The 16,651-nt window shown below is 72.5% G+C and carries 14 protein-coding genes; 5 read left to right on the top strand and 9 right to left on the bottom strand.

Translation table 11 applies throughout. The features are described 5' to 3' along the window. Positions 1–37: 37 nt before the first annotated feature. The 4 genes from ACFWGJ_RS09205 to ACFWGJ_RS09190 form a co-directional block, all read right to left on the bottom strand. Positions 38–1,504 (bottom strand): sensor histidine kinase, encoded by a 1,467-nt coding sequence (locus ACFWGJ_RS09205; RefSeq protein WP_387322062.1) that lies wholly within the window; start codon positions 1,502–1,504, stop codon positions 38–40. Continuing rightward, the gene (locus ACFWGJ_RS09200; protein WP_384813573.1) at positions 1,501–2,232 is read right to left on the bottom strand and encodes a response regulator transcription factor; all 732 of its coding nucleotides are present in this window, start codon (positions 2,230–2,232) and stop codon (positions 1,501–1,503) included. The genes ACFWGJ_RS09205 and ACFWGJ_RS09200 overlap by 4 nt, the downstream gene beginning before the upstream one ends. 111 nt (positions 2,233–2,343) lie before the next feature. Then, the gene (locus ACFWGJ_RS09195) at positions 2,344–2,598 is read right to left on the bottom strand and encodes a hypothetical protein (RefSeq protein ID WP_387322059.1); all 255 of its coding nucleotides are present in this window, start codon (positions 2,596–2,598) and stop codon (positions 2,344–2,346) included. A gap of 140 nt (positions 2,599–2,738) precedes the next feature. After that, positions 2,739–3,899 carry a S1C family serine protease gene (locus tag ACFWGJ_RS09190; RefSeq protein ID WP_387322057.1) on the bottom strand — a complete coding sequence of 387 codons (1,161 nt, stop codon included), beginning with the start codon at positions 3,897–3,899 and terminating at the stop codon, positions 2,739–2,741. Between the two features lie 271 nt (positions 3,900–4,170). Here ACFWGJ_RS09190 and ACFWGJ_RS09185 point away from each other — a divergent pair, with 271 nt between their 5' ends. Next, positions 4,171–5,931, top strand: a complete 1,761-nt coding sequence (locus tag ACFWGJ_RS09185) for a trypsin-like serine protease (RefSeq protein WP_387322054.1) — start codon at positions 4,171–4,173, stop codon at positions 5,929–5,931. A 134-nt stretch (positions 5,932–6,065) separates the two neighbouring features. Here ACFWGJ_RS09185 and ACFWGJ_RS09180 read toward each other — a convergent pair whose 3' ends face one another. Further along, positions 6,066–7,085 carry a LacI family DNA-binding transcriptional regulator gene (locus tag ACFWGJ_RS09180; protein WP_387322052.1) on the bottom strand — a complete coding sequence of 340 codons (1,020 nt, stop codon included), beginning with the start codon at positions 7,083–7,085 and terminating at the stop codon, positions 6,066–6,068. 23 nt (positions 7,086–7,108) lie between these two features. Further along, entirely contained in the window at positions 7,109–7,939 is an 831-nt protein-coding gene (locus ACFWGJ_RS09175; RefSeq protein WP_387322050.1) for a winged-helix domain-containing protein, read from the bottom strand. Between the two features lie 198 nt (positions 7,940–8,137). Here ACFWGJ_RS09175 and ACFWGJ_RS09170 point away from each other — a divergent pair, with 198 nt between their 5' ends. From ACFWGJ_RS09170 to ACFWGJ_RS09155, 4 genes are all read left to right on the top strand, one after another. Next, a complete protein-coding gene (locus ACFWGJ_RS09170) occupies positions 8,138–9,076 on the top strand; it encodes an alpha/beta hydrolase (protein WP_387322049.1) in 939 nt (312 codons plus the stop codon). A 57-nt stretch (positions 9,077–9,133) separates the two neighbouring features. Further along, entirely contained in the window at positions 9,134–9,388 is a 255-nt protein-coding gene (locus tag ACFWGJ_RS09165) for a MoaD/ThiS family protein (RefSeq protein ID WP_210881217.1), read from the top strand. 7 nt (positions 9,389–9,395) lie between these two features. Then, a complete protein-coding gene (locus ACFWGJ_RS09160) occupies positions 9,396–10,667 on the top strand; it encodes a hypothetical protein (RefSeq protein WP_387322047.1) in 1,272 nt (423 codons plus the stop codon). Positions 10,668–10,923: 256 nt separating this feature from the next. Continuing rightward, entirely contained in the window at positions 10,924–12,564 is a 1,641-nt protein-coding gene (locus ACFWGJ_RS09155) for a phospho-sugar mutase (protein WP_387322045.1), read from the top strand. Between the two features lie 68 nt (positions 12,565–12,632). Here ACFWGJ_RS09155 and ACFWGJ_RS09150 read toward each other — a convergent pair whose 3' ends face one another. The 3 genes from ACFWGJ_RS09150 to ACFWGJ_RS09140 form a co-directional block, all read right to left on the bottom strand. Then, entirely contained in the window at positions 12,633–13,532 is a 900-nt protein-coding gene (locus ACFWGJ_RS09150) for a hypothetical protein (protein WP_387322044.1), read from the bottom strand. Positions 13,533–13,620: 88 nt separating this feature from the next. Then, on the bottom strand, positions 13,621–15,309 hold the full coding sequence (locus tag ACFWGJ_RS09145; protein WP_387322042.1) for a hypothetical protein: 1,689 nt from the start codon (positions 15,307–15,309) through the stop codon (positions 13,621–13,623). 195 nt (positions 15,310–15,504) lie between these two features. Continuing rightward, positions 15,505–16,161: a PH domain-containing protein gene (locus ACFWGJ_RS09140; RefSeq protein ID WP_387322040.1), complete on the bottom strand. Its 657-nt coding sequence runs from the start codon at positions 16,159–16,161 to the stop codon at positions 15,505–15,507. Between the last annotated feature and the right edge of the window lie 490 nt (positions 16,162–16,651).

Genomic DNA, 16,651 nt, shown 5'->3' with positions numbered 1-16,651 from the left:
GCCCGGTCGGTCCCCGGCCCCCGGCTTCCGGTCCTGGTCAGTCCCCGTCCAGCGCGGGCGGCGGAGTCGGGGCCCCTGGCAGGCGGATCGTCGCGACCGTGCCGCCGCCCGGGGCCGGGCCCAGCGCCACGTCCCCGCCCGACTCCTGGACCGTACGCGCCACGATGGACAGGCCGAGGCCCGAGCCGGGGAGCGCGCGGGCGCTCGGGGAACGCCAGAAGCGGTCGAAGACGTGGGGGAGTTCGTCGGCGGGCACGCCCGGACCGTGGTCCCGTACGGTCAGTTCGCCGCCCCTGAGCGTGACGTCGATCGCGCCGCCCCCGGGGCTGAACTTCACCGCGTTGTCGAGGATGTTGACGATGGCCCGCTCCAGCGCGGTGGGCTCCGCCCGGACGAACCACGGGTGCACGTCCGCCGTGATCGTCAGCTCCGGGCCGCGCAGCCTGGCCCTGCGCAGGGCCGACTCCACGGTGTCCTGCAGCGCGACCACCTGTACCCGGTCGGCCGGCGTGCCCGCGTCCGACCGGGACAGCGTCTGCAGATCGCCGATGAGCACGGCCAGTTCGGTCATCTGCGCCTTCACCGAGGCGAGCAGCGCCTTGCGGTCCGCCGGGGGGATGGGCCGGCCCGTCTCCTCGCTGCGGGTGAGCAGTTCGATGTTCGTCCGCAGCGAGGTGAGGGGGGTGCGCAGTTCGTGACCGGCGTCGGCGATGAGCTGCTGCTGCAGCTCACGCGAGTTGGCGAGGGACGCCGTCATCGAGTTGAAGGACCGGGAGAGCCGGGCGATCTCGTCCTCGCTGTCGTCCTCGACGGGGATGCGCACGGACAGGTCCTCGGTACGGGCCACGTGCTCGACGGCCTCGGTCAGCTTGTCGACGGGCCGCAGACCGGCACGGGCGACCGCGAGTCCCGCGGCGCCGGCGCCGAGGACTCCGATACCGGAGACCAGGAGCAGGATGAGGGCCAGGTCGTTGAGGGTGCCCTGGGTGCTCTTGAGGGGCACGGCGATGAGGAGGGCGGTGTCGGGGTAGAGCTGCGGCCGGCTCGGGCCCTGGGTGACGGTCAGGGGGACCGTCAGGATGCGTACGGCGTTCCCGTCGGTGTCGGTTCCGTTGCGGAACACCCCGTCCGTGCTGCCCGCGTTCTCGATCACGCCGGTGTCGTCGCCGGTGACCTTGACCGTGCCTTCGGAGTTCGCCGAGACGCAGGGCGTTCCGTCCGCCTTGATCAGCTGCAGGTAGTAGATGTCCCGGGCGCCGAAGTCGTCGTTCTTCGGCAGCGGTGTCTGGGTGCAGTTCTCCAAGGCGGCCTCGACCTGGGAGTTCGGCTGCGGCGTGGCAGCCGCCTTCAGGTCGTTGTCGACCTGGTCGTACAGCTTCCCCTGCACGATGAACCAGCAGGTCACCGAGACGGCCGCCACCGCGAACGCCACCGCCGCCGCCACCAGGAGGGACAGCCGGGCCCGGATCGGCAGCGAGGTGAACCGGCGTACGAGCCTGTTCACTCCGCCCCGCCCGACCGCAGGACATACCCCACGCCCCGCACCGTGTGCACGAGACGCGGCTCGCCGCCCGCCTCCGTCTTGCGGCGGAGATACATCACGTACACGTCCAGCGAGTTGGACGACGGCTCGAAGTCGAAGCCCCAGACCGCCTTCAGGATCTGCTCCCTCGTGAGGACCTGGCGCGGATGGGCCAGGAACATCTCCAGCAGGGTGAACTCCGTGCGGGTCAGCTCGACGGGCCGCCCGGCCCGCGTGACCTCACGGGTCGCGAGGTCCATGCGCAGGTCGCCGAAGGTCAGCGCGTCGTCCGCCGGGGCGCCGACCGCGGCGGCCGCGTACGAGCTGCGCCGCAGCAGCGCCCGTACCCGCGCGAACAGCTCGTCCAGTTCGAACGGCTTCACCAGGTAGTCGTCGGCGCCCGCGTCGAGACCGGTGACCCGGTCGCCGACCGTGTCGCGGGCGGTCAGCATGAGGATCGGTGTCGTCGTGCCCGCGCCACGCATCCGGCGGGCGGCGGTCAGCCCGTCCATGCGCGGCATCTGGATGTCGAGGACGACCAGGTCGGGCTGGTACGCGATGGACTTCTCCAGCGCGTCCGCGCCGTCGACGGCCACCTCCGTGCCGTACCCCTCGAAGGCGAGACTGCGCTGGAGTGCTTCGCGCACGGCCGGCTCGTCGTCGACGATCAGGATGCGCTGGGGTTCACGGTCGCCTTCGGCGGGGCTCATCGCGGTCAGTTCCTCGGGTGCGGTGGGACGGGGGCGGGGCGCTTTCAGCCTCGCACGTTTCAGGGCTGTTCTCGTAGAGCCGCCGGGCGCCGAGCCCGCGCACGGCCGGGGTCAGCCTCGTACGGTACGGCGGGTGCGGGCCGCGGCCCCGCTGCGGCGGGCGGCGGCGCGCGGGGCCCGCGCGGTGGCCATCTCGGGTGCGCGGGGCGCCGGCGCGTGCAGCTCGTGGGCCACCGCGAGGGCCAGGGCGAGTCCGGACGGGTCGCCGCCGACGAGGGTGTGGGGCACGGACTTGATCGGCCCGATATGGCTGATCTGCTTGGCCTGCTCGGTCTGCTCGGTCTGCTTGGTCTGCTTGGTCTGCATGACGGCCTCCAGGGTCTGGGGTGGGGCGGTCGGAGTGGTGCGGGGGCGCGTGCGGGGTCGTGTGCGGCGCCGTCGTGGCTGGTCGCGCGGTTCCCCGCGCCCCTGGTCGGCCGGGGCCCGGGCAGTGGCCCAGGTGCGGCTCAGCTGTCGGAGCCGCCGGACCGCAGCGAGGCCAGGTCGGCCTTGACGGTGTTGACGGGGATGGCGAAGCCGAGGCCGACGCTGCCGGCGCTCGACGAGGACGAGGAGTCCGTGGCGGCCGAGTACATCGCGGAGTTGATGCCGATGATGTTGCCGCTCATGTCGATCAGCGCGCCGCCGGAGTTGCCCGGGTTGAGGGACGCGTCGGTCTGCAGCGCCTTGTACGTCGTCGTGGACGAGCCGGTGTCGCCGTTGAACTCCTGGCCGCCGAACTCGAACGGCCACTGCCCGCTGCCCCCGCTGCCGCCGCCCTGCTGTTGCTGCTGCTGGCCCTGGCTCTCGTCCGTGGAGACGGTGACGTCCCGGTCGAGCGCGGAGACGATGCCACTGGTGACGGTGCCGGTCAGGCCCTCGGGGGAGCCGATCGCCACGACCTCGTCACCGACCTTGACGGCGTCGGAGTCGCCGAGCGTCGCGGGCGTCAGACCCGTCGGCGCGTCCTCCAGCTTGATCAGCGCGAGGTCCTTCTTGCTGTCGGTGCCGACGACGCTCGCGGTGTACGACTTGCCGTTGCTCAGCTGCACCTTGATCTGCGAGGCGCCGGAGATCACGTGGTTGTTGGTGATGATCTCGCCGCCGGTCGTGATGACCACGCCGGAACCGGTGGAGGAGCCCGCGTTCGAGGTCGCGCTGATCTCGACGATGCTCGGGCTGACCGCCTCGGCGACCCCGGCGACCGTGCCCTTCTTGCTGGTGGCCACGACGCTGGTGCTGCTCGCGCCGCCGGCCGCGGTGTCGTTGCCGGTCAGCTCCTGGAAGGCGTACGCGGTACCGCCGCCCACGGCCGCGGCGGCTATCGCCACGGCGGCGAGGAGGGCCAGCGGGCCCTTGGCGCGCTTGCGGGGCGCTGCGGGCGCTGCGGACACCGGCTCGGTGAGGAGCGCGGTGGGGGCGTCGCCCTGCGCGCCTCCGGCTCCGGCTCCGGTTGAGCCTCCGGCCACGGCCGCGGCCGGCTGGTACGCCGGCGGAGGCGGCCACTCCGGGTTCACGGGGGAGGTGTTCTGCTGGTGGTGCGACTGCTCGTACGGCTGTCCTGAGTACGCGGACTGCTGCTGGTCGCCCTGGGGGTACTCGCCGCTGCGGCGGAAGCTCTCGGTCATGGGTATGACTCTGTCGCCCGACCATGAGAGCTCCCTGAGTGCTCGCTGAGAAGCCCGACAGAACCTCGTATGCCCGATATAAAGGCGTCCGAGCCCCGTGATACCGGGGAAACGGCGGGTTGCCGCACGGTGAGGTGACGGAAGCGGCGGACGAACACTTGTCGGCCTGCTGTGAAGCGCGTGTGCGGAGGGGTTTGCGAGCCGCAGGCTTGGCGGGTTCAGGACACACCACCGCCATGGGCGTCCACACCCACCACCTCAGGAGCCCTGAGTGATACCTGCTCTGCGCAGCCGCTGGAGACGCCGGGCCACGGCGTTCCCCGCGGCCGCCCTCGCGCTGGCGCTGGCTTGCGCCGGCGTCCTCGCGGCCCAGCCGGCCACCGCGGCGGACGGCCCCGCCGGGGGACTGCCCGACACGAGCCTGGCGCGGCCCGCGAAGCCGGCCGCCTCCGCGAAGGAACTGCGCGACCGGATCGTCGACGCCGCGAAGGCGACCGGCGAGACCCCGGACGACGCCTCGCCCGCGAAGTCGCCGTTCATCATCGGCGGCGGCGAGACCACCATCGCCAGTGCCCCGTGGATGGTCCAGCTCGGCTACTACGACCCGGCCACCGGCGACGGCTACTTCTGCGGCGGCACCCTCGTCGCTCCGAACAAGGTCCTCACCGCGGCCCACTGCGTCGCGGGCCTGGACTGGGTCGGCAACGGCGCGGTCCTGGCCGGCACGACCGACCTCGACGACTACACGAACGGCGCCGCCACGGGCGTGCTCCGCCAGTGGACGCACCCGCGCTACAACGCGGACACCACCCAGAACGACATCGCCGTCCTCACCCTGGACACTCCGCTGCTCGACCGGCCGACCCTGCGGCTGGCCGCGTCCGACGACAGCGCGCTCTACAAGAGCGGCACCACCGGCACCGTCTACGGCTGGGGTCTGACCTCCGGCGCCGACGACGCCACCCTCTCGACGAAGCTGAAGAAGGCGAATCTGCCGCTCGTCGCCGACGCGACCTGCAAGAGCGCGATGGCGTCCGTCCTCGACGGGGACTACTTCATCGCCGGCTCGATGGCCTGTGCGGGCACCCCCGCGAGCGGCGCCGACGAGGGCACGAACAGCCCCTGCAACGGTGACTCCGGCGGCCCGCTGGTCGTCGGCGGCAAGATCGCCGGCATCGTCTCCTGGGGCGTCGCGGGCTGCACCGCGAAGGGCGCCTACCCGGTCTTCACCAAGGTCAGCTCGTACATCTGGGCGGCTCAGCCGCGCATCGACGACGCGGACCTGTCGTACGACGGCCGCGCCGACCTGCTCGCGCGCACGCCCTCCGGCGGTCTCTTCCAGCAGAACAGCACGGGCACGGGGCTCGCGCAGCGCGCCTACCAGGGTGCCAACTGGCAGAGCGCCGGCTGGGCCCTGCAGGCTGACCTTGACCGGGACTACTACCAGGACCTGATCATCCGCGACAAGACCGACGGCAAGCTGTACCGCAGCTACCTGGACCACTCCGTCGGTGACTGGGCCTGGATGCAGATCAGCTCGGTGTGGGGCGGCTACAAGTCGTACGCGATCCCCGGCGACCTGACGGGCGACGCCCGCCCGGACCTGGTCGCGGTGGACGCCGACGGTTCGGTCTACCTCTACCCGGGGCGCGGCAACGGCCAGTTCTACGGCAAGGTCAAGGTCGTCAGCGGCGCCTGGAAGAACGTGAAGCTCCTCGGCCACGGCGACCTCTCCGGCGACGGCAAGCCCGACCTGCTCGTCCGCTCCACGGACGGCACGCTGTGGCTGTACCGCGGCACGGGCAAGGAGAAGACCCCCTGGTCGACCCGCATCAAGGCCCGTACCGGCTGGAACTTCACGTCGTACGTCTCCAGCGGCGACGTGAGCGGCGACGGCATCGCGGACGTCATCACCCGCGACTCGGCGGGCAAGCTCTGGCTCTACAAGGGCACGAACAAGGCGACCACGGACCTCTTCGCCCCCCGCACCACCCTGGGCACAGGCTTCAACCAGTACAACTTGCTGTTCTAGAACCAACGCCGGCAGGCGCTGACTTCTACTACTCGGGTAAGGGTCAGCGCCCTGCTTTTTGCTTTTAGGGGCGCGGGGAACTGCGCGACCAGCCACGACGCACCCGCAGCCGAAGAACGACCCACCCAGCGGAGCTAACACCCACAGCTGCGCCGCACGACCAAGGAGGACGGGAACAACTTCAACCGCTCCCGCCGAGCCCCGGCAACCCGAAGCCCGTCATCAAGCACAAGATCAACGGCCGCCCGAGCCATCGCGGACCGATCACTGGCGATAGTGGTCAGCGGCGGATCCGTCAACGCCGCTTCCTTGATGTCGTCGAACCCCGCGACAGCCAACTCCCCCGGCACATCGATCCGCAGCTCCCGCGCAGCCCGCAGCACCCCGATCGCCTGGTCGTCCGTGGAGCAGAAGATCGCCGGCGGCCGATCGGGCCCGGCCAGCAGCCGCAGCCCCACCTGGTACGCGTCGTACCGGTTGTAGAGCGCCTCGAAGAGGCGACCCTCCGTCGAGCGCCCCGCCTCGTGCATCGCCCGCCGCCACCCCTCGACGTGGTCGGAGACCGGGTCACCGACCGTGGGGGTCTCCGCGACACCGCCGAGACAGGCCACGTACGCGTACCCGTGCTCAAGGAGATGCTTCGTGGCGAGATGCGCCCCGCCCACGTCGTCCGTGACGACCGCGACGTCGTCGATGGCCTCGGGCCGCTCGTGCAGCAGCACCACCCGGGCGTCCCACGCCTCGATCTCGGCGGCGGCCAGATCGTTCAGCGCGTGGCTGACGAGGATCAGCCCCGAGACCCGCATACCGAGAAAGGCCCGCAGATAGTGGACCTCGCGCTCGCCGACGTAGTCGGAGTTGCCGACGAGCACCATTTTTCCGCGCTCGGACGCGGCCTGTTCGACCGCGTGCGCCATCTCTCCGAAGAAGGGCTGGCGCGCGTCCGGCACGATCAGGCCTATGAGGTCCGTGCGCCGCGAAGCCATGGCCTGGGCGACCCGGTCGGGCCGGTACCCCAGCTCCTTGATCGCGGCGAGGACACGCTCGCGCGTGGCCGGGGCAACCGGCCGGGGTCCGTTGTTGATGACATAGCTGACGACGGCGGTGGAGGTACCCGCCAGTCGCGCCACGTCATCCCGAGTCACCTTGGCCACGCGCGGAGTCTACGCGGATGGACCTACCGCTGGGCAGGTCGTACGGCTTCTTCCTGCGCCTTCGCCGGAGCCTGCGCCGAGGCCTTCGCGGCACCGGCCGCGTCGAGGTGCGCCGTCTCGTCCGCATCCTCCGGCTTTGGCTGTGCGGCCTTGGCCTTCGCCTCGTCCGCGGCCCGGTCCACCTTCTCCGGAGTAACGAATCGATAACCGACGTTGCGGACGGTACCGATCAGCGACTCGTGCTCGGGGCCGAGCTTCGCGCGCAGCCGCCGTACGTGCACGTCGACCGTGCGCGTACCGCCGAAGTAGTCGTAACCCCATACCTCCTGCAGCAGCTGGGCGCGCGTGAAGACGCGGCCCGGGTGCTGGGCGAGGTACTTCAGGAGCTCGAACTCCTTGAAGGTGAGGTCGAGGACCCGGCCTTTGAGCTTGGCGCTGTAGGTCGCCTCGTCCACGGAGAGGTCGCCGTTGCGGATCTCCATGGGGGAGTCGTCGTTGACGATCTGCTGACGGCCCATGGCCAGCCGCAGCCGCGCCTCGACCTCCGCCGGACCGGCGGTGTCGAGCAGCACGTCGTCGATGCCCCAGTCGGCGGTGACGGCCGCGAGGCCGCCCTCCGTCACGACGAGCACGAGTGGACAGCCGGGCCCGGTGGAGCGCAGCAGCTGACAGAGGCTGCGGACCTGCGGGAGGTCACGCCGGCCGTCGATGAGAATGACGTCGGCACCTGGGGTGTCGACGAGTGCGGGCCCCTCCGCCGGGGCCACGCGCACGTTGTGCAGCAGGAGGCCGAGGGCGGGAAGCACCTCCGTCGACGGCTGAAGGGCATTGGTGAGGAGCAGCAGAGAACTCATCGCACCCCACCTGCCTGGGTCGTCCTACGGTCACGCACGGTTCGCTCGCCCATAACGTCTGGTTCCTCCTCGGTCCCTGCGAGGACGTTTTCGGCACTGCTCAACGTCGTATACAGCGTTCGTATACAACGCTCCAGAAAGCGCAAAAGGACCCGGGGGCTTCTCTGCCCGAGTCCTCTGCCCAGGAGAATAGCCCACATGAGCCAAGGTCCGGCAGGTCATGTGACGCGATCTTTCATTCGTCCAGAACCTGAGACGGCGGGTGGATGTACGGAAAGTGCCTCGGAAAGATCTTCGCGAGGGGTGCTGAGAAAGTTTCTGCGCACCGCCGACGGAGTGACGATCGACGCCGCGTACGAGCCCGCGAGGAACACATCGGACACGTCCGAAACGTCCGGCACATCTGCCGGATCCGACGCGGCCGGGCCCGCAACCGCCCTGGTCATCGTGGTGGCGCACGGGTTCACGGGCGATCTGGAGCGTCCGCACGTCAGACGGGCGGCGACGGCCTTCGCGCGGTACGGGGCCGTCCTCACCTTCTCCTTTCGCGGACACGGCGCTTCCGGTGGGCGCTCCACGGTCGGCGACCGCGAGGTGCTCGATCTGGCGGCGGCGGTGCAGTGGGCGAGAGAACTCGGTCACACCCGGGTGGTCACCGTCGGCTTCTCCATGGGCGGCTCGGTGGTGCTCCGGCACGCGGCTCTGCACCCGAAGAGCGATCAGGAGCACGAGGGGCGCACGGGAGCGCATTCGGACGCGGTGGTTTCGGTCAGTGCACCCGCCCGTTGGTACTACCGTGGTACGGCCCCTATGCGGCGCCTGCACTGGCTGGTAACGCGGCCGATGGGCCGGGCGGTCGGCCGCTACGGCCTGCGAACCCGCATCCATCACCGCGAATGGGACCCGGTCCCGTCCTCCCCGGTGGAATCGGTCCCTCTCATCGCCCCCACGCCTCTCCTGATCGTCCACGGCGACCGGGACGGCTATTTCCCGCTGGACCATCCGCGGATGCTGGCCGCCGCCTCCGGTGACCACGCGGACCTGTGGCTTGAGCGCGGCATGGGCCACGCCGAGAACGCGGCGGACGACGAACTCCTGGCCCGCATCGGGCAATGGGCCGCGGCACACGCGGGCTAGCCTGACGGGGTCCGTCACCCGTTTTCTTGCACCGCTGACCGAAGATCGAGGAACCAGATGGCACAGGGCACAGTGCGTTACTGGGCCGCCGCCAAGGCCGCGGCAGGAGTCGCCGAGGAGCCGTACGAGGCGGAGACCCTCGCGCAGGCGCTGGACGCGGCACGCGAACGACACTCCGGCGAACTCGCCCGGGTGCTGCTGCGATGCTCGTTCCTCATCGACGGCGATCCCGTGGGTACCCGCGGACATGAGACGGTACGGCTGGCCGAGGGCGGCACGGTCGAGGTGCTCCCGCCGTTCGCAGGAGGGTGACGGGACGATGAGCGATCAGCCGTACGAGGGGCCTTACGAGGGTCCGTACCGGGGACAGGGCCAGGGCGGCCAGGGTCAGGGGTATCAGGGTCAGGTTCCCTACGAGGGATACCACCCGTACCAGGAGCAGGCCCACCAGGCCCAGCAGGCGGCGCAGGCCGGGTGGCCCGGTCAGCAGCAGTACGACGAGGCCGCCGTGCAGCAGCAGTACACCCAGCAGTGGGAGGGCCAGACCTGGGAGACCCAGGTCCAGCCCCCGCTCCGGCCGGCGGCTCCGGCCGCCCCGGCCGCGGACACGGCGTATCTGCCGCAGCAGGGTCCGGGTGAGGCGTCGTACGGGGCGTACGGGGCGCAGCAGCAGTACGGGGGTCAGCAGCCGTACGGGAATGTCGGGCAGCCCATGCCGGGTCAGCAGGCTCCGGTCGGCGGGAACCCCGTGGCCGCGCCCACGCCCACGCCCCCGGCCGCGCCCGTCGACGGCGGGAACGGCTACGGTCCGGCGACCGTCACCGGCAACACCCGGATCACCGACGCCCAGCGCGCCCGCGCCGAGGGACGTTCGCCGATCATCGAGCCCGGCGGACAGCCGGCCGTGCTGACCGGGGTCCTCGGACTGCTGCTCGCCGGCGCGGCGGCACTCGGGCAGTACGCGCTCGTCGTGCCGCTTGTGATCCTCCAGGCGGTCACCGCGGCGGGCTGGTTCCGGCTCAACGGGATGTGGCCCGCACGGCAGGGCATCGCGCTCGCCTTCGCGGGTGCGCTCGCCGCCGACGCGGCCCTGCTCGTCGCCGGGCGCTCGAACGCGCCCGCCGCGATCCTCGGCACCCTCGGCGTCTGGGTCCTGCTGACCCTGGTCCTCCAGCTGCGCAGCCACGCCGGAGCCGACGAGCGGATGCTCGGCCTGATGGCCACGGTCGTCTCGGCGGCGCTCGCGATCATCGCGACCGGGTACCTGGCGGCGGAGCCGGACGCGGTGGTCGTGGGCGGGGTGGCGGTCGCCGCGGCGGTGCTGGCGCGGGCGCTGCCGTTGCCGACGGCTGCGTCCGTGGTCGTGGCGTTGCTCGCGGCGGCGGGGGCGGGGGTCGCGCTGGGCGGGCTGACGGATCTGGGGGCGGGTGGGGCGTTGCTCGGGGCGGGGGCGGGTGTCTGTGCCCTGGTCGGGCACCGGGTCGCCAGCTATGACTATCCGTCGAAGTTCGTGCACTTCACGGCGGGCGTGGCGCTGCCGCTCGCCGCGGCGGCGCCGGCGGTGTACGTCCTGGGCCGAGCCCTGGCCTGACGTTTTCCTCGCCCCCGCCGCCCCTACCCGTTCCCGTCCACGCATGGGGGCTTCGCCCCCTCGCCCCCCTGTCGCGCTTCGCGCTCGTCCTCAAACGCCGGACGGGCTAGTAGTTAGCCTCTCCGGCGTTTGAGGAGCGGGGGTTCGGGGGCTGGCCCCCGAGTCGTTGACGGGAACGGGTAGGGGCGGCGGGGGCGGAGAAAACCCTGGGCCGGGGTACACAACCACGCAAGACGACGAAGAGAGGTCGACCCTCGTGCAGGACGAACTCATCGCGCGGGCCACGGCATGGCTGGCCGAGGACCCCGACACGGACACCCGCGAGGAACTCGCCAAGCTCATCGACGCCCAGGACACCGCGGAACTCACCGCCCGCTTCTCCGGCACCCTCCAGTTCGGCACGGCCGGCCTCCGCGGCGAACTGGGCGCGGGCCCGATGCGGATGAACCGCGCGGTCGTCATCCGCGCCGCCGCCGGCCTCGCCGCGTACCTGAAGGCGAAGGGCCAGACGGACGGCCTCGTCGTCATCGGCTACGACGCCCGCCACAAGTCCGCCGACTTCGCCCGCGACACCGCCGCGGTGATGACGGGCGCGGGCCTGCGCGCCGCCGTGCTCCCCCGCCCCCTCCCGACGCCCGTCCTCGCGTACGCCATACGGCATCTGGGCGCGGTCGCGGGCGTCGAGGTGACGGCCAGCCACAACCCCCCGCGGGACAACGGCTACAAGGTGTATCTCGGCGACGGCAGCCAGATCGTGCCCCCCGCGGACGCCGAGATCGCAGCGGAGATCGCCGCGGTCGCGCGCCTGGCCGACGTCCCGCGTCCGGACTCCGGCTGGGAGACCCTCGACGAGGGCGTGCTGAACGCCTATCTGGAGCGCACGGACGCGGTCCTGGCCCCCGGCTCCCCGCGGACCGCCCGCACGGTCTACACGGCCCTGCACGGCGTCGGCACGCAGACCCTGCTCGCCGCCTTCGAGCGGGCCGGCTTCCCCGCGCCCGTCCTCGTCGCCGAGCAGGCCGAGCCGGACCCCGACTTCCCGACCGTCGCCTTCCCGAACCCGGAAGAGCCCGGCGCGATGGACCTCGCCTTCGCGACGGCCCGCGAGAGCGACCCCGACCTGATCATCGCGAACGACCCGGACGCGGACCGTTGCGCCGCCGCCGTCAGGGACGGCGGGAACGGCGGCGACTGGCGCATGCTGCGCGGCGACGAGGTCGGCGCGCTCCTGGCCGCGCACCTCGTCCGCCGGGGCGCGCGCGGCACCTTCGCGGAGTCGATCGTCTCCTCCTCCCTCCTCGGCCGCATCGCCGGGAAGGCGGGTCTGGCGTACGAGGAGACCCTGACGGGCTTCAAGTGGATCGCCAGGGTGGAGGGCCTGCGGTACGGCTACGAGGAGGCGCTCGGCTACTGCGTCGACCCCGACGGCGTACGGGACAAGGACGGCATCACGGCGGCGCTGGCCATCACGGAGCTGGCCTCGGAGCTGAAGGAGGAGGGGCGCACGCTCCTCGACCTGCTGGACGACCTCGCCGTCGAGCACGGGCTGCACGCGACGGACCAGTTGTCCGTCCGGGTGGACGACCTGTCCGTCATCTCCGACGCGATGCGCCGGCTGCGCGAGCAGCCGCCCACGCGTCTCGCGGGCCTGTCCGTCACCAGGACCGAGGACCTCGCCCTGGGGACGGACCTGCTGCCGCCCACGGACGGCCTGCGCTACACGCTGGACGGCGCCCGTGTCATCGTCCGGCCCAGCGGTACGGAGCCGAAGCTGAAGTGCTATCTGGAGGTCGTGGTGCCGGTGGGCACCCGCGACGGCCTCCCGGCGGCGCACGCGAGGGCGGCGGAGCTGCTGGCGGTGATCAAGCGGGATCTGTCGGCCGCCGCCGGCATCTGAACGGGGTGACGGACCGGCGCCGCCAAGAGCGCCGGTCCGCCAGCCCTTCACTCCTGGCCCCCTGCGCCTCAGAGCCCGTACCGGCTCTTCAGGTGGCGCCAGAAGTCGCGGAACATCCACTTGTCGAACTCGGTGATCTGCGTGGCGCTGCCCGCGTTCATGAGGAAGCAGCACTGGCCCGTCGGCGTCCAGTCGTAGAAGTCGTCGAGGCCGAAGGTGTGGCCGACCTCGTGCAGATAGATGTGGATGTCCTCCTGGGACAGGGCGCCGGTGAAGTACTCCTGGCCGACGCGCTGGCCCCAGTCGCCGCCCGCGCCGCCCTGGAAGCCCTTGGTCAGCCAGAGGGACTGGTCGTAGTGGCGGGCCGCACCGCCCGGACACGTCGAGTAGTTGCCGTCCTGGTGGAAGAACCGGCCGCAGTCGGGCGCGCACTGCGGGGCGCCGCCGCTGTCGAGGTTCCCGGCGTAGACGTCGACGGAGGTGTCGGTCCACTGGAGGGTGGAGCGGTTCCTGACCGCCCAGCCCACGATGTTGACCGGCACGCTGGTGTACGGCCAGGCGTTGTGGCCCGTGCCGTTGTCCAGCATGGCCGCCGTCCACTTGCCGAACTGTTTCTTCAGCGCGGCGTGGATCTGGTCCCGCAGAGCCGGGCTGACCGGGGCGTCGGACTCCCAGCGGACGCAGTAGTTGATGCTTCCCCGGTTGGCCATGACCTGGTCCCAGCCGTAGTTGCGGAAGCCGTAGAGGTCCGGGTAGGTCGTCGAGACGTGGTTCCACACCTCGTTCAGCGGCTGCACCAGGTTCGCGGGCGGGTTCCACTGGTCGGCGGCCTTCGCCGGGGCGGCCCGGGTGAGGGGCGAGGCCGCCAGCGCCACGAGCGCGACGAGGACGGTGACCAGACGCGCCGGGCGCCGGTGCGGACGGCCGGGCGGACGGCTTGGCGGTCGGCTGTGCGGATGTCTGCGCACGGTGAACTCCCTCGGTGGGGGACGGGATTTCACCCTCAGGTCGCCACCGGCGCCCCCGCGGTTGCCCGCCGTGCCCGTCGCGTCCGGCTCAGCCCCACACCACCAGCACCGCCGCCCACACCAGCGCGAGCACGACGGCCAGCGGCCAGAGCGGGCGGCCCCGTTCGGGGGTGGTGCTCTCTCCGGTGGGCCGCAGCGCCGGGTCGTTGCGCATGGCCGAAAGCTCGGCCGCCAGCGCGTCGTACGGATGCACCAGGCCGCGCCTGCGCTCGAACCACGCCCAGCGCGGCGCGGCGACCGACCAGTCGTCGCCCCGCCAGCGCAGCTTCAGCTCGAAGGACCGGCGGCGTACGGAGCGGATGTCGTCCCAGGGGACGTGCCGGGGGCCGCGCAGCCCCGTGACCCACAGGCCCGAGCGGTCCGCGGTGATGCGCCAGGCGAGTTTCACGGGGACGCGGGCGGCTCCGTAGAGGCCGAGCGCGGCGGCCAGGCCCAGTTTCCAGGGCGGCAGTTCGGCCTCGGTGAACCCGGCCCAGGTGAGCCAGACACCCCACTGCACCAGCAGCGCGGCGGCCACCCAGTCCAGCCAGCCCGCACGCCAGCGGCGCACCGGGGCGGGCGCGCGGTCCACGACCGACTCCCTGGCCTGCCGCTCCAGTTGGCGGTTCTGCTCCTCGCGGGCCTTCTCCCTGGCGATGCGCCGCACGCCCGCGCTCGGCGACAACGGGCGGACCGGGCCCGCCGACCACTCCGTCAGCGGCGGCTGGTCCGGGTCCTCGTCGGCGCTGAGGACCACGACCTCGGCGCCGTCGAAGGGCGCCCCGAAGAGGACGGCCTCGCGGACCGGCCCGGGGACGTCGTCGTCGACGGCGTCGAGGAGCCGCTCCAGCTCTTCGGCCCCGGCTTCGGTATCGGCACCGGCGGTGTCCGCCTCGTCCTCACCCTCGTGCTCGTGCTCGTCCTCGTCCTCGTCGGACTCACCGTCGTACGACGTCAGTTCCACCGTGAACAGGGGGCGCAGCGCCGCGAGGTCGTCCGCCGCGTACACCTCCGTGGTGCCCTGCGCGTCGTCGCGTACGAGGACCCGCAGGACGGGGGCCGGGGCGCGGCGCAGGGCGACGGCCCGGTGGCGGCCGAGCCACGCCGAGACCAGGGCGGTCAGGCCGAGCCCCGTCAGATAGAAGGCCATGACCCAGGAGCCGCGCTGGTCGTCGACCGTGCCCCACAGATGCGCGGTGACGCCGGTGAGCACGCCGAGCACGAGCACCACGAGGCCGAGCGGGAGCAGGAAACGGCCGCGCCGCACCGGGGCGTGGGCGTCGGGGACCTGTGCCGTGCCGTCCCCGGCGGCCTCCAGGGCCTGTTCCAGCTGGGCGCCTCGGGCCCGCAGGCGTACGGCGACGGCGGCCCAGGAGGCCACCACGACGAACGCCCCTGCGGCGGTCACCGCCCAGGGCAGGGACGACGCCTGCACCGCGAGCCCCAGGAGCAGTGCGGGCGCTCCGGCCCAGACCAGTTCGGGGCGTGCGAGCACCCACAGGACGTACACCGCGAAGCCCGCCGCGACGAACGGCCACAGCCCGCCGAGCATCGCGGCCCAGGCGCCCGCGCAGAGCGCGAGGGTGGTCACGGCGCCGGCGATCGACCGGCGCACCCGCAGGAACGTCCAGCGCGACGGGAGCGCGGCCGACCAGTTCGCCGCCCGGCCGGCCGTCCAGTCCCGGCAGTCGTCGGGTATCGCGGCCGCGGGCAGTCGCAGCGGCTCGTCGTACGACACATGCACTCCTGGATCGCGTGGAAACGCCGGTGCCGACACCGGCGCGGGCACCGGTGGTGACAGTAGCGAGCGAAACGGCCCGCCCAGGCCGGCGGACGTCCCGGCGCCCGATGCGGGTGCCGCCCTCTCGTACGGGCGGGCGTGGCCATCCGCCTCAAGCGTCCACGCGCGGAGTGCGGCGGGAGGGGGTGCGGATCAGGCCACTGACAGGAGGATCGCCAGCAGAACGGCTCCGGCCGCCGCGGGGGCCACGACCTCGTAGGCCCAGCGCACCGACACCTCGCCCTGGGCTTGCGGGTCCTTGCCGCGGGCCTCGACCAGTTCGCGCAGTTCGTCGATGATCTGGTCGCCCTGGGCGCGTACGGGGCCGGTGGCGGCCGGGGTGGGGTGCGGGGCCTGGCGGGCCGGGCGGGTCTGGCCGCGGGCCTCCTTGCGTGCCGCCCGGTTGCGGGCCCGCAGGGAGACCGGGACGGCCCAGACCTGGTACTTGGTGCCTGTCTTGTCGAGTACCTCGTTCGAGTAGCCGGACCGGAACGCCTCGACCGTTCCCCAGGGCAGCGTGATCACCCGGAAGGGGTTACGGATGCGCAGGCGCTGCTCGTTCGCGTAGACCGCGGGGCGCAGGGTGAAGGCGGCGACCAGGGGGACCAGCAGGAGCAGTGCGGCCAGCGCGACCCAGGGGGTGCGGCCCTCGCCCGTGACCAGTGCGTCGATGCCGAGCCAGGCCGCGATGGCGAGCAGCAGGGCGCCGCCCGCGACACCGGAGGGGGACCGGTAGACCCTGTCCTTGAACTGGGGCTCCGGGGAATCCGGGGTGTCCGGTGCGGGTGGCTGGTGGTCCGGGGTCGTCATACAACCGATTCTGCCTGACCGCCCCGACGGGGTCGCTCCGCGGGTGGGGACGCCGACGCGGGTCGCTCCGCGGGTGGGGACGCCGACACCCGCGGCACCCGCCACGGCCTGCGCCCCGTCCGGGCCCGTGGCCGGGCCGTCGCCGTCTGCGGGGCCGTGGGGGCGGGCCGCGCAGTTCCCCGCGCCCCTGGCAGGGCGCCCCTACGGGCAGGCCCTTGCCCGGGCGTCGTCGGCTGCGGGAGCGCGCGGACTGGCCGCGCCGTTCCCCGCGCCCCTTACGGGCCCCGGCCCAGCAGCATCGTCGCCTGCGGCCGCGTGGGGGTTGCTCGCGCAGTTCCCCGCGCCCCCGAGCGGGCGCCCCCGGCCGGGAACATCGTCGGCTGCAGGAGCGCGGCGGCTGGCCGCGCAGTTCCCCGCGCCCCTTTGGGGCGGGGGCCGGGGCGTTGTCGGCTGCGGGGCCGTGGGGGTTGCCCGCGCAGTTCCCCGCGCC

The sequence above is a fragment of the Streptomyces sp. NPDC060205 genome (genome assembly GCF_042728395.1).
Lineage (GTDB): Bacteria > Actinomycetota > Actinomycetes > Streptomycetales > Streptomycetaceae > Streptomyces.
Note: the sequence above shows the minus strand (reverse complement) of the source record. Positions and strands in the feature narration are given on the sequence as shown.